This is a genomic window from Spirosoma foliorum (genome assembly GCF_014117325.1).
Classification (GTDB): Bacteria; Bacteroidota; Bacteroidia; order Cytophagales; family Spirosomataceae; genus Spirosoma; species Spirosoma foliorum.
In genome coordinates this window covers 5,157,165-5,171,091 of record NZ_CP059732.1, presented here as the reverse complement: position 1 = coordinate 5,171,091, position 13,927 = coordinate 5,157,165, and the positions used below count along the sequence as shown (strand labels likewise).

13 protein-coding genes are annotated in these 13,927 nt (G+C 46.8%); 6 read left to right on the top strand and 7 right to left on the bottom strand.

Annotated features, from left to right (window positions below):
• The first annotated feature begins 126 nt into the window (after positions 1–126).
• The 3 genes from H3H32_RS21950 to H3H32_RS21940 all read left to right on the top strand — a co-directional run bounded on the left by H3H32_RS21950 (position 127) and on the right by H3H32_RS21940 (position 2,373).
• Positions 127–999 (top strand): AraC family transcriptional regulator, encoded by an 873-nt coding sequence (locus H3H32_RS21950; RefSeq protein ID WP_182457761.1) that lies wholly within the window; start codon positions 127–129, stop codon positions 997–999.
• 216 nt (positions 1,000–1,215) lie between these two features.
• A complete protein-coding gene (locus H3H32_RS21945; protein ID WP_182457760.1) occupies positions 1,216–2,070 on the top strand; it encodes an SPFH domain-containing protein in 855 nt (284 codons plus the stop codon).
• Between the two features lie 111 nt (positions 2,071–2,181).
• On the top strand, positions 2,182–2,373 hold the full coding sequence (locus tag H3H32_RS21940; protein ID WP_182457759.1) for a type II toxin-antitoxin system antitoxin: 192 nt from the start codon (positions 2,182–2,184) through the stop codon (positions 2,371–2,373).
• 143 nt (positions 2,374–2,516) lie between these two features.
• Here H3H32_RS21940 and H3H32_RS21935 read toward each other — a convergent pair whose 3' ends face one another.
• From H3H32_RS21935 to rpmH, 6 genes are all read right to left on the bottom strand, one after another.
• Positions 2,517–3,206, bottom strand: coding sequence for a hypothetical protein (locus tag H3H32_RS21935; protein WP_182457758.1), 690 nt, complete (start codon positions 3,204–3,206; stop codon positions 2,517–2,519).
• A 444-nt stretch (positions 3,207–3,650) separates the two neighbouring features.
• Positions 3,651–4,433: a type III pantothenate kinase gene (locus tag H3H32_RS21930; protein ID WP_182457757.1), complete on the bottom strand. Its 783-nt coding sequence runs from the start codon at positions 4,431–4,433 to the stop codon at positions 3,651–3,653.
• Positions 4,434–4,584: 151 nt separating this feature from the next.
• Positions 4,585–5,274, bottom strand: a complete 690-nt coding sequence (tsaB, locus tag H3H32_RS21925; RefSeq protein WP_182457756.1) for a tRNA (adenosine(37)-N6)-threonylcarbamoyltransferase complex dimerization subunit type 1 TsaB — start codon at positions 5,272–5,274, stop codon at positions 4,585–4,587.
• 79 nt (positions 5,275–5,353) lie between these two features.
• Positions 5,354–7,015 carry a S41 family peptidase gene (locus tag H3H32_RS21920; RefSeq protein WP_182457755.1) on the bottom strand — a complete coding sequence of 554 codons (1,662 nt, stop codon included), beginning with the start codon at positions 7,013–7,015 and terminating at the stop codon, positions 5,354–5,356.
• Positions 7,016–7,106: 91 nt separating this feature from the next.
• Entirely contained in the window at positions 7,107–7,502 is a 396-nt protein-coding gene (locus tag H3H32_RS21915; protein ID WP_182457754.1) for a ribonuclease P protein component, read from the bottom strand.
• A 96-nt stretch (positions 7,503–7,598) separates the two neighbouring features.
• Positions 7,599–7,766, bottom strand: a complete 168-nt coding sequence (gene rpmH, locus H3H32_RS21910; protein ID WP_182457753.1) for a 50S ribosomal protein L34 — start codon at positions 7,764–7,766, stop codon at positions 7,599–7,601.
• 451 nt (positions 7,767–8,217) lie between these two features.
• Here rpmH and H3H32_RS21905 point away from each other — a divergent pair, with 451 nt between their 5' ends.
• The 3 genes from H3H32_RS21905 (at position 8,218) to H3H32_RS21895 (ending at position 12,640) form a co-directional block, all read left to right on the top strand.
• Positions 8,218–9,798: a M61 family metallopeptidase gene (locus H3H32_RS21905; RefSeq protein WP_182457752.1), complete on the top strand. Its 1,581-nt coding sequence runs from the start codon at positions 8,218–8,220 to the stop codon at positions 9,796–9,798.
• An 82-nt stretch (positions 9,799–9,880) separates the two neighbouring features.
• Positions 9,881–10,972 carry a glycoside hydrolase family 130 protein gene (locus tag H3H32_RS21900; RefSeq protein WP_182457751.1) on the top strand — a complete coding sequence of 364 codons (1,092 nt, stop codon included), beginning with the start codon at positions 9,881–9,883 and terminating at the stop codon, positions 10,970–10,972.
• A 168-nt stretch (positions 10,973–11,140) separates the two neighbouring features.
• Positions 11,141–12,640: an amidase gene (locus H3H32_RS21895; RefSeq protein WP_182457750.1), complete on the top strand. Its 1,500-nt coding sequence runs from the start codon at positions 11,141–11,143 to the stop codon at positions 12,638–12,640.
• 5 nt (positions 12,641–12,645) lie between these two features.
• On the opposite strand, the gene H3H32_RS21890 is transcribed toward H3H32_RS21895, so the two are convergent.
• The gene (locus H3H32_RS21890) at positions 12,646–13,899 is read right to left on the bottom strand and encodes a Pycsar system effector family protein (RefSeq protein WP_182457749.1); all 1,254 of its coding nucleotides are present in this window, start codon (positions 13,897–13,899) and stop codon (positions 12,646–12,648) included.
• Positions 13,900–13,927: the final 28 nt, after the last annotated feature.

The window sequence follows — 13,927 nt, the reverse complement described above, 5'->3', positions numbered from 1 at the left end:
TAAATCCGGTAAGATTACGCTACAAAGTAACTCTATTTCGTAAGTCATATTTTGTAGGAATTTACCCAGATACTAAGCTATATTGGCATAGCATCGGAAATGATGCTGCTATTGGAGAATATTTTTATGAAACCCCAGTTATTAAAAGTTACTACTGGTCCTGCCCACTCATTTAGCGTTCGGCAAGACCAATTGCCCAATATCAATAACCGCTGGCACTTTCACCCCGAGGTCGAGCTGATTCAGTTTCATAAAGGTACCGGAACCCAGTTTGTCGGCGATAATATCATGCGGTTTGGGCCGGGCGATGTGGTGCTGGTGGGTGCTAACCTCCCTCATTATTGGCGATACGATGAACAGGAAGCCGCTGATAACCAACCTACTCAACCCTATGCTACCGTTATTCACTTTAGCAAAGACTTTTGGGGAGATCATTTTCTGGCGCTTCCCGAAATGAAACCGATCAGGCAGGTGCTGGATAAAGCGCAACGAGGTATTTTGCTGACCGGAGCTGCCTGCGAGCTGATTGGGTCGAAAATTAACACTGTGTATCAGTCTAGCGGTCCTTATCAGCTAATTGCCTTGCTGGATTGTCTGGTCGCCATTGCTCATGTAAAAGAAGCTACGTTGTTATCATCCCTGGGCTTCGAATGTAATTTTGCCGACGCTGAAAATGAGCGCATTAATGCTATTTATGACTTCACCTTTAGGGAGTTCAAACAGAAAATCCGATTGGATGAGGTAGCCTCTGTCGCGGGCCTGTCTTCCAATTCATTTTGCCGGTATTTTAAATCACGCACCGGGAAGACCTATTCCCAATTTCTGACTGAAATCCGGGTTGGGCATGCTTGTCGGCAACTGATCGACAACCGCATGAGTATCCAACAAATCTGTTACGAAAGCGGCTTTCAAAACGCGACCTGCTTCTTCGAGAAATTTAAAGTTGTTACCGGACAAAGTCCGTTAAGTTATCAGCGATCGTATCGTAATCGTCTCTAATTGGTCTTATTAGATTATCACCGGGTTAAAACCCGGCGCACAAAACAGAACAGATGAAATGCGCCGGGTTTTAACCCGGTGAGACTTTATGGTCAATTTAATACCACTAGTGGATTTGCCTGACCGTTCCTATAGATTCTCACGGATTGTTAAGAAGGCTTCGTATCATTGTGATATCAAAATGATATTGTTTCCATCATCTAAAACCTTACGATAATGCAGGAGAAACCACTCACATCGATCTCAGGCTATGTGCTTTTGCTCATAGCTGTAGTTTGCTTAATTGCTGCTCCCTTGGCATTGATTGCAAAACTTGGATTTGTTTTGCCCATCATTCTGGTACTTGCCTCTATTGTCTTGTTCATGGGTATAACCGTTATCAATCCGAACGAAGCAGCGGTTTGTACTTTTTTCGGCGATTATGTAGGCACTATGAAACAAGGTGGTTTGCGGTGGGTAAACCCACTATATAGCAAAAAGAAAATCAGCCTTCGGGCGCGAAATCTGAATGGACAGACCCTGAAAGTGAATGATAAAATGGGAAATCCGGTTGAGATTGCAGCCGTAGTTGTCTGGCAAGTAAAAGACACGGCCAAAGCCCTGTTCTCGGTTGATAACTACGTGAATTTCGTACAGATTCAATCAGAAGCGGCCGTTCGAAAACTGGCTAATTCGTACCCATACGACCATATGGAAGACGAAACGTCAGATGTAACGCTTCGGGATAGCACAGGCCAGATCAACGTATTTCTGGAACAGGAACTAAACGAACGGCTCGAACGGGCTGGGGTAGATATTCTTGAAGCGCGTGTTAGCCATTTGGCGTATGCCTCCGAAATTGCAGGCGCCATGCTGCAACGTCAGCAGGCATCGGCCATGATTGCGGCCCGGCGTCTGATTGTTGAAGGTGCAGTTGGTATGGTCGAAATGGCCTTGGAACGACTTGAAAAAAATGGTGTAATTGCGTTAGATGAAGAACGAAAAGCCGCTATGGTGAGTAACCTGCTGGTTGTCTTATGTGGTGAAAAATCAGTTAGTCCGGTTGTTAATGCCGGGACGTTGTATAATTAAAGGAGGGGGAGGAAAGGGACGAGAGGGAATAAAGGGAGAAATAGTTAAATACTCGAATCTCCCTTGTTCCTTTCCTCCCTTTCCTACTTCCTTCCTTTCCTCCCCCTTCTTATGGCTGCTGAAAAAAAAGCCTTTGTCTTACGAATTCAGCCCGAGACGCTGAAGGAACTGGAGCGCTGGGCGCAGGACGAGTTTCGGAGCGTGAATGGGCAAATTGAATTTTTGCTCAATGATGCACTTCGCAAACGAAAAAAGCGCGGCCAGGCCCCCAACAATGAGTCTTCACCTGCTTCCGACGAATGAGCTGAATTATATTGAATGGCACAGGGTGCGACCCTGATGGGGTCGAATGTTTATAGAAACTACATTAGCTATAAACATTTGACCCCATCGGGGTCGTACAATAACATCATCCTCAACAGTTTAGTCTCTCCTAAAGCCTTTTCCTATTCGGGTGCAACAACTACACCCTTGGCCGACGCGGTCTTGGCCTCCTGTTCAACGAGTAGGTTGTAGCGATCGATGAGGACTAAACGACCTAATAGATGTCGGTCGTTGATGTTGTGATCGTAAATGTAGCGTTTCAAAACTTTATCGTAAGCCGTCATGATTGGATCATAGATGTCGGTATAAAACCGATCCAGCGCTAGTAAACGCCCCGAATCATAGACGTAATAATTGAAGTAGTCGGTATTCTGCGCCATTATTGGCTGATCAACAAAATAAGCTGGGTGCGAGAGTACACGTTTGAAAAGACCATGTGGTTGCCGTAAGTTTCTGACCACGGTTAACGAACCATCCATACAAATTTCGAAAAATGCATGTCTGATGTACGTCTTGGTTTTTGCGTCATCACTAGCGAGCGCTTTGAACTTTCGGTATTGGTGAACGGAAAAATCAAACCAGCCAAATTGATCAACCTGGTTTGCCGAAAATGTCTGAACTCGTCCGTCAGTATGGCGAAATAATACCGTTTCCATGAGCCAGTTGTACGATAAATCGCCTTCCAGAATCGTGTGGTTTATAAGAATAAGCTGGCCCGATTTCCAGGCTGGCTTCGGTAAACTTGCTTGGACAGAAAAAATAGGAAAAAGTACAATTAGTGTAGATAAAATAAGCTTGTAGACTAGTTTCATCGCTGTTGATGTTTGGTGAAAAAAAGAATTTCAGCATGTCTGACTCGCCTAAACATTTTACGAGTAGAGCACGACGCCTACATCAATTTATGAAACAGATAAACTGCTTGTTATCAGCTGATAAATAGTCCTATTTCTGGTAATTTAACTATCTGTTGATTGAATAGAACTGACCGGGGAAAAGATAAAGAATGTACTATTTTTCTGTTTTTTGGTTAAAGAAGCGTCCGCTAATAGATTTATTATATGGTCAGTAAATAATTCGATCTTTTTTGGTGATATATAGATAATACAATTAAATATGTTACCACAACGCTAATTTTTGGAAATAAAATATTGTAAATAGGGCTAAACTATTTATAACAGAACTTTCGCAGAAAGCCATGCCAAAGCCAGCAAAGGCCAGGTTTAGTACCTAGCCTTTAGTAGTTAGCAGAAAAGAATTTATTGTCTGTCTGTCGAGTTGGTAACGAATTCACCAATCAGGCGAACGCCTTCTAGGGTAAGCGACGGAACAATGTCGGTAAAAACATCCTGCAGCGAGGGAATTCGACCTGATAAACCGCCTGTCGCTACAGCTATACAATCGCCGTTTAGTTCAGCTTGAATCCGCCCTACCAACGAACGAACTAATCCCTCGTAGCCAAGCACTATACCCGCCTGGATTGCGTGTGTCGTATTGGTGCCCAGTGCCGATGCCGGTACTTCAATGGGTACTTCTGGTAGTTGAGCTGTGTTGGAAAATAGAGATCGAATGGCGGTTTTTAGTCCTGGGGCAATGGCCACTCCCAGAATTTTACCTTCGCCTGAAACCGTCGTAAACGTGAGCGCCGTCCCAAAATCGACAACAACACAGTTTTTTTTGTAGCGTGTATAAGCTGCCAGCGCATTCGCGACAAGGTCTGTTCCAATTTCGTGCGGGCGAAGAATCTCAATGGGCAATAGTGGATACACGCCTGGACCTACTACGATTGGATCAAAACCAAACAATTCGGTAAGCATAGCCCGCATGGTTGGCGTTAAATCAGGAACAACGCTACTCAGAACGGTGCTTTTGATGGCGCTCAACGGAATGCTGGCTTCGAGCAACCAGAGCCGTAACCGACGCTCGTAAGAGTCTGCTGGTTCATCGAGCCGGGCGGGCGTACGCCAAATGTATTGCCAGGTAGTTTGGTCGTAGAGTCCGAAAACGGCATCGGTATTGCCAATATCAACGATAATCTGCACAGGAGCGAGAACTAGACGGTTGTCGGGGCGAAATAAGGGGAAAAACGCCAGATTCCCGCTTTATGAGAAGTTATGTTTTCGACAGTCTTTACCTTTTTGACAAGATTAACAGGATTTATAGCCTTCAATCCTGTTAATCTTGTCAAAAGGGTTAAACCAGTAGCTTTTTGGGCTGTGTAGTCATAAAATCTTTCAGGTAGAATGGCTCAAATGTGGCCAAATCTTCGAACTGTCCTTCGGCAAAAGCGGCTGTTGCCAACTGCCCAATGGTGCGGGCCGAAGGGATTATGGTTGCCTCTGGAAAGATGGCATTGGGTTGTTTGCCTAATACCGCCTGACATTTAGCAGCCCCATCGCCGAAGAAAACAACTGGCCCCTGGGAGAGCCATGTATTGAACGAATTTTCGTCAATAATCTGAGCCGAGGTCGGTTGAATTTCCTGTCCGTTAGTGTTATAAAACGCGCAATAAACCTCCATACGCCGGGCATCGATCATTGGGCACAGGGTATGTGTATCTGGATAATAAGCACGAACCTGTTCGGACATACCGGCCAGTGTGTTGACAGCAAGGAGTGGTTTGTCTAAAGCAAAGCACAGGCCTTTAGCCGTTGAGACAGCAATGCGGAGGCCGGTATAAGAGCCTGGTCCTTTAGCTATAGCTACTGCATCTACCTGAGCTAATTCATAACCTGCGTGTTGCACAACGTCCTGAATGAGCGTTGTAAGCATAGCGGCTGATGTACGCTCCGTAAAGAGTTCATAACAGCCTAACAGCAGGCCATCGCGATGGAGCGCAACTGAACAGGAAGCGGTAGATGTGTCGAGGGAGAGAATAAGCATGTTAATGATGAATGATGAATGATGAAGTATAAATGACTGGTAGTCCTATAATTCATCATTCATAATTCATAATTCATCATTATTGTTTTCCTTTTAAAATAGTCGAGTAGCGGCCCATGTCTTTGAATAAATCGAGGGCGGCTTTCATTTCGGGATCGGTAGCGAACGACGCTTCTTTCAACCCTTTTTGCAGGTAATAATGTCCGGCAATCTCCTGCTCAAGCAGCGTTCGGATTTCAGGCTTGAACGTGTTCAGGTCGGCATCTTTGCTGTGCGACATCTTGGTCTTAAGCGACTTGAGCTGATCCTGAATCTGATCGAAGTATTTTTCTTTCTTAGCCGACGCTTCGAGCGTACCCAGATCTTTTTCAACCTGCGTGGTGTAATCGTATTCTTTATCGGCAACCCACTTGGCGAAGTCAGCATATTCCGCATCCGTCAGGCGGAATTCACGAGCGGGCTTGATAGTTGGGTGTTCGTGACGATATTTCACAGCATAATCGAAAAGCAACCCTTTGTTGGTCAGGCTTAAAGCGATTGGTGTTGGCGTTTGGGCTTCGATCACAACATCAGGCAGTACACCACCTCCATCATAAACCACGCGTCCTGCTTTGGTTTTAAAGGCTGTTTTGAGTGAATCCGGAATCTTACCAACGCTACCATCTGGATTGCGATGGCTATAGTCGATTGCCTGAATACAACGCCCGCTGGGAATGTAGTATTTAGCCGTTGTGATTTTCAGTTTGGTATTGAACGACAACTCACGAGTGGTCTGGACCAACCCTTTACCATACGTCCGCTGGCCAATCAACACACCCCGGTCATAATCCTGAATCACGCCCGACACGATTTCGGCGGCCGACGCACTGTGGTTGTTGGTCAGCACAATAATGGGCATTTCCAGATCAAGCGGTGGATTTAGCGCCGTGTAGGTTTTGTTCCACTCCGTCACTTTACCCTTGGTCGTAACAACTTCCGAATCTTTCGGAATGAATGTGTTGCAGATGTCGATGGCCATGTTGAGCAAGCCACCTGGATTTTCACGAACGTCGAGAATGAGCTTTTTCATGCCCTTTCCCTTCAATTCCTGGAAGGCGGTACGAACTTCCCGAGAAGCCGTTGCCGTAAAATCCTTCAAATCGATGTAGCCAACCTCGTCGTTAATCATGCCATAGTAAGGCACGTTGGTCATTTTTACCACATCCCGAATAACGCTGAGTTCAACCGGGCTTTTCTCGCCATACCGCTGAACGGTTAGTTTCACCGCTGTATTATTCTGACCTTTCAGAAGTTTGCCTGGATCGGCCTCTTTTCGCGCTTTTATATCGACGCCATCAATCTTAATGACTTCATCACCAATCCGAAGGCCTGATTTTTCGGCGGGTGTTCCTTCATAAACCATCAGCACAATACTCTTGCCCTGACGCTGACCAATAAGTGCGCCAATGCCATTGTAGCGACCCGTGGTCATGGTCATGTAATCCTCAATTTCATCTTCCGCAAAGAAGTTCGTATACGGATCGAGCGCTTTCAGCATGCCGTCGATACTGGTTTTGACCATCCGGTTCGGATTGATCTCATCAACGTAATACAGGTTCAGTTCTTTGAACAGCGTGGCGTAGATGTCGAGGTTCCGCGCGATTTCGAAGAAACGATCGTCGTTTTTAAACGAAAAGAAACCAATGCCACCCGCTACGAGCGCTGACGAGGCTAACAGAGTGAAACGTTTAGGAAAGCGCATAGGACCTTTTGTGTGAAGAATGTATAATGCAAAATGTACAATATATAATGAAAAGCGCACTGGACACATTTCTCATTATGCATTATTCATTCTACATTTTTGCTATAGCTAATTTCATACCTTTTTCTATCTCTTCAAACGAAATTATCTGTTTTGCGGTATAAAGAAAGGCAATATAGCCCGGTCTGGATTGACCGGGTAACGTTTTTTGCTGATCGAATAGATGCTTATTGAGCCGATACGCTTCCCGTACACGCCGACGAATCAGGTTTCGGTCAACGGCGCGCTTGAAAATTCGCTTCGGTACAGTAATGACAATGGCAGGCAACAAAACGTTGCTTTCAGGAGAAGATTCTGGAGCGGGGAGGTGGAGTACCCTAAATGGAAAAAGGTAGAACGTCCCAACGGTCGCACTACCCTTTTTAAATAATTCAGCGAGAGTTTTTTTGCTGCAAAGCCGTTCTGATTTGGTGAAGGTTTGCGGCATATAGTTCGAGGTTTGTAGTTCGTAGTTTGACGTTTTCTATTACCCAAAACATCAAATATCGGATACCAAACCGCTCCGGCGGCCCGGGTCAAACTATTAAATTTTAAAGCGGTCGCCTTTTTTCTCGTCCGAGACGGTCAGTTTATGGCGGCCTTTTGCCCGACGGCGAGCCAAAACCTGGCGGCCATTGGCAGTAGCCATCCGCTCACGGAAGCCGTGTTTGTTTTTACGCTTCCGGTTCGATGGTTGGAACGTTCTTTTCATGATCTATCTTGCCTAAAAACTCTTAGTTTTCGAAATGAGTCCGCAAAGATAGGGGAAAGTGTGCAGTTTAACAAGTCGATTTTTGTAAAAACGATTTGATATATTGAGCGTTACTTTAAAATAGAATGCTGATTTCTATGATTCGGATGATTCATACTGGTTTTACAGCTACCGATAACTGTAATTCATTGAAAATAAGTACTCAAGTATAAATAGCTTAGGTTATTTTGAAAAGGCGTTTTTGTCATGCTGACGAAGGAAGCATCTTCGGGTGAGGCTATTTATCCGGCTACCAAAGATGCTTCCTTCGTCAGCAGGACAAAAAATAATCTACTGTATTTTGGTCGACCTACTTAATTGAATTACATAAACGGGAGTCATGAATATTCTTGCCCATCCTAAAAACCAGCGTTCTATCTTACTTTAAGTAACAGCTCTTTTTTACCAACCTATGAACTATCGCTTAGCGCCTGATCCTCAGATTCCTCATTATATAGCTGTTGAAGCCAACCTGGCCAACATTGTTGGTGAAACTATAGAACTGCAATTGCCCGCCTGGCGACCAGGACGGTATGAGTTGCAGCAATTTGCCAAAAATATTCAGCGATTTACAGTTGTTGATGGATTGGGAAATCCACTTCCATTTCGAAAGATTACGAAAGATCGCTGGCGTGTGCAGATGAATGGGGCAACGGAACTGACTGTTCACTATAACTATTATGCATTGGTTCCTACCCCGAATCAGCTCAATGCGGGCAGCAGCTTTATCAGCGAAACGTTGCTCTATGTTAACCCGGTAAACCTGTGTGTCTATGCAGAAGGACGGATTAATGATCCCTGCACATTGGAATTGGCAATTCCGGATGGCTGGACAATTGCCTGTGGGCTGGAGCAACTCGATACCAAAACGCTTCGGGCGTCTGATTTCTATGAATTGGTCGATTGCCCACTTATAGCCGCACCCGTTATTCAGCACATTCAGTACGAAGTGGGTGAAACGTCGTTTCATGTCTGGATTCAGGGAGGCCGCCGGACGGATGGTGATCCAACCTTTGATGCCGACCGAATCATCCATGATTTCAGCCGGTTCTCGCAGACACAACTTGACCTTTACGGCGAATTTCCTGAGAAGGCGTATCATTTTCTGACCTTGATTTTACCCGTACCCTATTATCATGGTGTTGAACATCGGAACTCAACCGTGTTGGTACTAGGACCAAATGACGAAGGGGAGGGGCTATATCAGGATTTACTGGGAGTGTCGTCGCACGAATTATTTCACGCCTGGAACATCATTCGTATTCGGCCTATTGAATTACTTCCGTATGACTTTACACAGGAGAATTATTTTTCAACGTGTTTTGTGGCCGAGGGAGTTACAACCTATTATGGTGATTTAATGCTTCGGCAATCCGGCGTTTTTTCCGATGAAGCCTATTTGAAAGAGTTGCAGGTTTTGTTTAAGCGTCATTTCGAAAACAATGGTCGGGCGTTCCAGTCACTCACGGAATCGTCCTGGGATTTGTGGTTGGATGGGTACGATAAAGGCGTTCCCGACCGTAAAGTATCTGTTTATCACAAAGGGTCGATTGCTGCGCTCATTTTAGATTTACACATTCGTAAACTCACGAACCATTCCCGCTCGCTGGACGACGTGATGCGCATAATGTGGCAGCAGTTTGGTAAACCATTTGTTGGCTATACGCTGGAGGACTATCGAGCTGCCACCGAAACGGTTGCTGGTGAGTCGCTGGATTGGTATTATGACCTCTGCATCTTTGGAAATCAACCACTAGAAACTAAACTGAACGAATACCTGGCCTGGGTTGGATTGCAGATCGTTTATGAAGAACCGACGATGGATCATCCGGGAGGGATTCGCCTATTGGAACAGGATGCCGCTCGTGTGGATGGACCGATGAGCCGTCAGCATCGGGCACAATGGTTTGGCGGACGATTGACCGAACCGCCACACGAAGGACATGAGTTGATTTCGGAGCATAAACTGGGTAAAAAAGTAGTGGCGAAATAACGAACGTAAAGTATTACGCCTTTAAACTAGTAGCTCGTTGCCGGTTCCTGCCTTTACGAACAAATCTTTAGCAAGCCTATTAATGATAAAACGATTAGTAGTATTTCTTTTTTTGCCGAGCCTGCTTCTGGCTCAATCCAAATCTGAAAAGCTCTGGATGCTGGGCCCGTTTCAGAAATTAAATGCCGATAACCCGATTTTAGCGGCAAAAACCAGCACAACGTTTGATTGCCCGGTTCGGCACCAAACCATTCGCTGGGAGGAGAAAGACGTATACAACCCAACAGCGGTAGTGCGTAACAATAAAGTGTACATGGTTTACCGGGCCGAGGATACCGTTCGGCGGGTGGGTGGCACATCTCGGCTGGGGCTGGCGATCAGCACTGATGGCATTCATTTTAAGCGTATGCCGAAGCCGGTTTTTTACCCTAATAACGACGCCATGAAAACCTACGAATGGGAGGGAGGTTGCGAAGATCCGCGCATCGTAGAAAGCCCGAATGGCGTGTATGTCATGACCTACACGGCGTATGATGGCGATAAAGCCCGGCTTTGTGTCGCCACGTCGAAAAACCTAACGGACTGGAATAAGCAAGGATTGGCTTTTGGTGACTTCGATAATGGTAAGTATCGCAATAGCTGGTCGAAATCGGGGGCTATTGTTTGTAAGCGTGTTGGTAGTCGGTTTGTCGCACAGAAAATCAACGGTAAATACTGGATGTATTGGGGCGACCAGCCCCAGCTTCGACTCGCTACTTCCGATGATCTTCTGCACTGGTCACCGCTCGAAAGCGAGAGTGGGAAACCTACTGTAGCGGCCGAGTCGCGAAAGGGTAAACACGACTATCGATTAATCGAACCCGGCCCCTACGCGATGCTCATAAAAGATGGCATTCTGTTGATTTATAATGGAATGAACGATGCCAAAAATGGTGACGTGAACTTGCCCGAAGGAGCTTATGCAGGCGGGCAACTGTTATTCGACGCCCAGGACCCAACCAAACTAATCGACCGATCGGAAGCCCATTTTATTAAACCCGATCAACCCTACGAAACCCAGGGTCAGGTGAATCAGGTTGTTTTTCTGGAAGGCATGGTGCCGTTTAAGGGCCTTTGGTTCTTGTATTACGGCACCGCAGATTCAAAAATTGGTGTCGCCACAGCGAAACAGTAATGGTGCAGGATGGCGCAAGGCCGGGCCACGTTGGCTCTAGCCTTGTGTCGATTATTCCCCGGCCTCTGGCCGGTTTGAAAGACGTATTTTTTAATAATCCGGCCAGAGGCCGGGGAATAGCCGACACAAGGCTAGAGCCTTGCGCCATCGATACAACTCCTTACTTCCATGCAGACCTTGTCTTTCGAAGAATACGTCAAACACGACGCAACGGCCCTGGCCGGACTCGTTCAAAAAGGAGAAGTTACGCCTGCCGAATTATTAGAAACGGCTATTGCCCGTGCCGATGCGGTCAATCCAAAGCTGAATGCTATCGTCACACCTTTGTACGATAAAGGGCGCGAAATGGTGAAGCAATTGCCCGCCACAGGGCCTTTTAGGGGTGTGCCGTTTCTGCTGAAAGATCTGGAGCTTGAATGGGCTGGAACGCCCCTGAAGTCAGGATGTCGCGGGTATGCCAATTATGTATCGACGATCGATAGCGAAATTGTCAAACGCCTGAAAACCGCAGGCGTGACTTTATTTGGAAAGACGAATACGCCTGAATTTGGGCTTACACCCTATACCGAATCGAAGCTCTACGGGCCCGCGCACAATCCCTGGAAACTCACGCACTCGCCGGGTGGGTCAAGCGGAGGCTCAGCAGTGGCAGTAGCGTCTGGCATTGTTCCGGCAGCGACCGCAACAGATGGCGGAGGTTCAATTCGGATTCCAGCTTCGTGCTGTGGATTGTTTGGTCTGAAACCGTCTCGGGGTCGTGTTACACTGGGGCCTAAGTTCGGTGAGTTGTGGAATGGTGCCGTGGCGGGTCATGTCCTGACCCGTAGCGTTCGGGATAGTGCGGGTTTCCTGGATACCATTGCTGGCTCGATGGCGGGCGATCCGTACACGATTGCTCCACCCGAACGCCCGTTTGGGAAAGAAGTTGGTAGAGAGCCGGGTAAGTTACGCATTGCCTTCTCGACGAAATCATTGATGCCCTCGCAAACCACCGATCCGGAATGTGTAAAAGTCGTTCAGGAAACGGCTAAATTGCTTGAGCGACTGGGACATACGGTTGAGGAAATTCCGTTACCCTACGAGAAAACGATTGTGACGGAAGCCTTCTTTGTCAATGTACTCAGTGAAACGGCGGCAGTTCTTCGCGAGCTGGGCGAATACCTGGGTCGCCCTGTCCGACGGGATGATGTGGAATTGAACACCTGGGCGCAGGCACGATTGGCCGAGGGTTTCTCGGCGGCCGATGCCGCTTTTCAGAAACGTCGCTGGAATTCGCTGAATCGGAGCATGGGTCAGCTTCATGAAACTTATGATCTGTTTCTGACCCCAACCTTACCCCGTCCGCCAATTGCTATTGGTACATTTCAAAATAAAGCGTCTGAAGAGCGTCTGCTTAAGCTAGTCGATTCGTTGGGTGGCCTGAAATACCTGAATGGCACTAAAATTGTCAACGATCTGGCCGAACGTTCGTTAGGGTATATTTCATTTACCGTTATCACCAACATGACGGGTCAGCCGTCGATGTCGGTACCGCTGCATTGGTCACCAGATGGACTTCCGATTGGGGTTATGTTCGCTGCTAAACTCGGCGACGAAGCCACCTTATTCCGGCTCGCCGGGCAGATGGAGCAAGAAAAGCCGTGGTTTGATAAACGACCTGTTTTGTGAAAACTCTATTTCTTATACGCCAGAAAAACGACCAGAAAGGCCAGGATTGACGTGACAAAGCCAAACATGAAAATGCTATAGGCAATTCGCAGCAATTTGTACTTCTTGGCCAGCACAAGTCCCAGGTAATAAATATCGCGGGTCATGCTGCTGTATAGGTAGTTGCTGTCCTGCATCAATTCCTGAATACCCCACTCAAATTCGCCCAGACTCATTCGGTGAAAATTGCCGAAGAAGAGTAGATTCCCCTTTTTCTGCTGGATATCTTCATGGCTAAATGTGCCCTGCGTTATGTTGGGCCGAGTGGCTAAAATGGCAAAAATGATTGTCAACAGCGAGGTTGTCAGAAACATGGCCGTTGGAATGATCAGGGCCGGATTCTCTTCAATTCGGCGGGGTAGGATAGATACCAGTACCGACACCGTAATTGAGTTCACCGAAATCATGATGTTGGCTTTGCTATCGGCAATTTCGCTCAGGCGCAGATGATTCGTAGAGGTCGTTCGAAACATGGTTTCGATGCCTTTATCGGACTTGCTGTCTTTATTTTTCTTCTTATCGTTTAACGGAGTTTCGGGCGTTACAAACTGCTGGACTGGCTCGTTTGTGGGTTGTTCAATTGGCTGGGTAATGGCTGTTGCTTCAGGAATTGGCGTACCCGATTTCTCGGCTTGTTTTTCCTGTAGACGACGAAGGTTATCGGCCTGACTTTTGGCTAAGAGTGTCTGCGCATACGTAGTAAAATACGTGTGAGTTGTGAGCAGGTCAATATTCTGCTGCCGCCAGTTGCTGCCCGAAATGTCGGTTCCGGTCAGTTTTTCCAGTTCTTTGCGGAGTTGTTTCTGCTTGCTGTTGTACTCATCGCTGCCCAGATGAAAGAGATCGGCATCGCAAATAATTTCTTCGAGCAGGCTTTGTGGCGATTGCGGCATTTTGGTTGCCCGAATGCAGTGCTTCACCGACTTGATTAGGTTTTTTGGCTGATCCTGATGTTCCAGGAACTTAGCGGCTATATCGGCACTCCGTTCTTCGTGCCCTTCTGGCGAACCCTCTAAATAACCCGTATCGTGAAACCAGGCCGCAGCCATTACTGCCAGATAATCGGCTTCGGAAAGTTGATAATTCCGGGCAATCTGATCCGTGGCCTGAACCACCGCCTGCGTGTGCGCCAGATTATGAAACGTTAGCTCGGGACGCGCGTGTTTCTCGAAATAATGGATAACATGGGCTTCAATTTGAGGTAAAAGGCTAGTAGGCATAGTCGTTAAGAGGGATTAGGCTTTGGCA

Coding starts and splice junctions, on each gene's coding strand:
- H3H32_RS21935 (WP_182457758.1), bottom strand. CDS start 3,206: ATGAAACTAGTCTACAAGCTTATTTTATCTACACTAATTGTACTTTTT.
- H3H32_RS21915 (WP_182457754.1), bottom strand. CDS start 7,502: ATGCCGCAAACCTTCACCAAATCAGAACGGCTTTGCAGCAAAAAAACT.
- H3H32_RS21895 (WP_182457750.1), top strand. CDS start 11,141: ATGCAGACCTTGTCTTTCGAAGAATACGTCAAACACGACGCAACGGCC.
- H3H32_RS21940 (WP_182457759.1), top strand. CDS start 2,182: ATGGCTGCTGAAAAAAAAGCCTTTGTCTTACGAATTCAGCCCGAGACG.
- H3H32_RS21945 (WP_182457760.1), top strand. CDS start 1,216: ATGCAGGAGAAACCACTCACATCGATCTCAGGCTATGTGCTTTTGCTC.
- tsaB (WP_182457756.1), bottom strand. CDS start 5,274: ATGCTTATTCTCTCCCTCGACACATCTACCGCTTCCTGTTCAGTTGCG.
- H3H32_RS21920 (WP_182457755.1), bottom strand. CDS start 7,015: ATGCGCTTTCCTAAACGTTTCACTCTGTTAGCCTCGTCAGCGCTCGTA.
- H3H32_RS21950 (WP_182457761.1), top strand. CDS start 127: ATGAAACCCCAGTTATTAAAAGTTACTACTGGTCCTGCCCACTCATTT.
- H3H32_RS21890 (WP_182457749.1), bottom strand. CDS start 13,899: ATGCCTACTAGCCTTTTACCTCAAATTGAAGCCCATGTTATCCATTAT.
- rpmH (WP_182457753.1), bottom strand. CDS start 7,766: ATGAAAAGAACGTTCCAACCATCGAACCGGAAGCGTAAAAACAAACAC.
- H3H32_RS21900 (WP_182457751.1), top strand. CDS start 9,881: ATGATAAAACGATTAGTAGTATTTCTTTTTTTGCCGAGCCTGCTTCTG.
- H3H32_RS21905 (WP_182457752.1), top strand. CDS start 8,218: ATGAACTATCGCTTAGCGCCTGATCCTCAGATTCCTCATTATATAGCT.